This window comes from Rhizobium sp. 05N49, assembly GCF_056396805.1.
Genome location: NZ_JBFTME010000051.1, coordinates 1 through 2,500, shown reverse-complemented (window position 1 = coordinate 2,500; position 2,500 = coordinate 1). Strand labels below are relative to the sequence as shown.

The 2,500-nt window shown below is 53.5% G+C and carries 1 tRNA gene and 2 rRNA genes (1 of these 3 cut by a window edge); all 3 read left to right on the top strand.

From position 1 onward, the window contains the following. Nucleotides 1-1,968: ribosomal RNA gene (locus AC1DF8_RS36120) — 23S ribosomal RNA — on the top strand; it begins 831 nt to the left of the window's first position. Nucleotides 1,969-2,093: 125 nt separating this feature from the next. Beyond that, nucleotides 2,094-2,208, top strand: a 5S ribosomal RNA gene (gene rrf, locus AC1DF8_RS36115). Between the two features lie 176 nt (nt 2,209-2,384). Then, nucleotides 2,385-2,461, top strand: a tRNA-Met gene (locus tag AC1DF8_RS36110). The last annotated feature ends 39 nt before the right edge of the window (nt 2,462-2,500 follow it).

Sequence of the window (2,500 nt, the reverse complement as noted above, 5' to 3'; positions counted from 1 at the left end):
AACTCGGAAATAGCTGGTTCTCCGCGAAATCTATTTAGGTAGAGCGTCTGGCGAATACTCCCGGGGGTAGAGCACTGGATGGGCTATGGGGACTCACCGTCTTACTGATCCTAACCAAACTCCGAATACCGGGAAGTACTACCAGGCAGACACACGGCGGGTGCTAACGTCCGTCGTGAAAAGGGCAACAACCCTAACCTCCAGCTAAGGTCCCCAAGTCATGGCTAAGTGGGAAAGGATGTGAGGATCCCAAAACAACCAGGATGTTGGCTTAGAAGCAGCCATCATTTAAAGAAAGCGTAACAGCTCACTGGTCTAAATAAGGGTCTTTGCGCCGAAAATGTAACGGGGCTAAAGCCATGCACCGAAGCTGAGGATTCCTCTTTGAGGAGTGGTAGCGGAGCGTTCCGTAAGCTGATGAAGGGATACCTGTGAGGGGTCCTGGAGGTATCGGAAGTGCGAATGTTGACATGAGTAACGATAAAGAGGGTGAGAGACCCTCTCGCCGAAAGACCAAGGGTTCCTGCTTAAAGTTAATCTGAGCAGGGTTAGCCGGCCCCTAAGACGAGGCGGACACGCGTAGTCGATGGGAACCACGTTAATATTCGTGGGCCTGGTGGAAGTGACGGATCGCACAAGTTGTTCATTCTTATTGGATTGGATGGGCAGCGGAGCGGTTCCAGGAAATAGCTCCACCGTATAGACCGTACCCGAAACCGACACAGGTGGTCAGGTAGAGTATACCAAGGCGCTTGAGAGAACTATGTTGAAGGAACTCGGCAAATTGCACGCGTAACTTCGGAAGAAGCGTGACCCCATATGAGGCAACTCTTGTGGGGTGGCACAGACCAGGGGGTAGCGACTGTTTATCAAAAACACAGGGCTCTGCGAAGTCGCAAGACGACGTATAGGGTCTGACGCCTGCCCGGTGCTGGAAGGTTAAGAGGAGAGGTGCAAGCTTTGAATCGAAGCCCCAGTAAACGGCGGCCGTAACTATAACGGTCCTAAGGTAGCGAAATTCCTTGTCGGGTAAGTTCCGACCTGCACGAATGGCGTAACGACTTCCCCGCTGTCTCCAACATAGACTCAGTGAAATTGAATTCCCCGTGAAGATGCGGGGTTCCTGCGGTCAGACGGAAAGACCCCGTGCACCTTTACTATAGCTTTACACTGGCATTCGTGTCGGCATGTGTAGGATAGGTGGTAGGCTTTGAAGCAGGGACGCCAGTTTCTGTGGAGCCATCCTTGAAATACCACCCTTATCGTCATGGATGTCTAACCGCGGCCCGTTATCCGGGTCCGGGACAGTGTATGGTGGGTAGTTTGACTGGGGCGGTCGCCTCCGAAAGAGTAACGGAGGCGCGCGATGGTGGGCTCAGACCGGTCGGAAATCGGTCGTCGAGTGCAATGGCATAAGCCCGCCTGACTGCGAGACTGACAAGTCGAGCAGAGACGAAAGTCGGTCATAGTGATCCGGTGGTCCCGCGTGGAAGGGCCATCGCTCAACGGATAAAAGGTACGCCGGGGATAACAGGCTGATGACCCCCAAGAGTCCATATCGACGGGGTTGTTTGGCACCTCGATGTCGGCTCATCGCATCCTGGGGCTGGAGCAGGTCCCAAGGGTTTGGCTGTTCGCCAATTAAAGCGGTACGTGAGCTGGGTTCAGAACGTCGTGAGACAGTTCGGTCCCTATCTGCCGTGGGTGTAGGAATATTGACAGGATCTGTCCCTAGTACGAGAGGACCGGGATGGACATATCTCTGGTGGACCTGTTGTCCTGCCAAGGGCATAGCAGGGTAGCTATATATGGACGGGATAACCGCTGAAGGCATCTAAGCGGGAAACCCACCTGGAAACGAGTGTTCCCTATCAGAGCCGTGGAAGACGACCACGTTGATAGGCCGGGTGTGGAAGTGCGGCAACGCATGAAGCTTACCGGTACTAATAGCTCGATTGGCTTGATCGTTCTCATTGACTATGCTCATCACCGGCAAACACGACAGTGTTTGTTCGGGTGATGATGCTGAAGACGTGTTCAAATAAACGATGTGAAAACATCACCAGCTTCTCACACAAGTTGCGCTTCGCTGACCTGGTGGTCATGGCGGGGTGGCTGCACCCGTTCCCTTTCCGAACACGGCCGTGAAACGCCCCAGCGCCTATGGTACTTCGTCTTAAGACGCGGGAGAGTCGGTCGCTGCCAGGTCTGCTAAACGCAACTCGTGAATATCTTCTCTGAACGAAATCTTACGGCCCAAAGCCGATCAAAGGGCCGCTACCAAAGCGGCCTTTTGTGTTTGGTGCCTCATGAACACGAGACAAATTGCTTCGCAATTTGCTCGGCAGAAATACGATATTTTGCCTTAGGCAAAAATCGGATAACGCGGGGTGGAGCAGCCCGGTAGCTCGTCAGGCTCATAACCTGAAGGCCGCAGGTTCAAATCCTGCCCCCGCAACCAAACATATAGCCCGCATCCAAGCGGGCTTTTTTTTTTTTT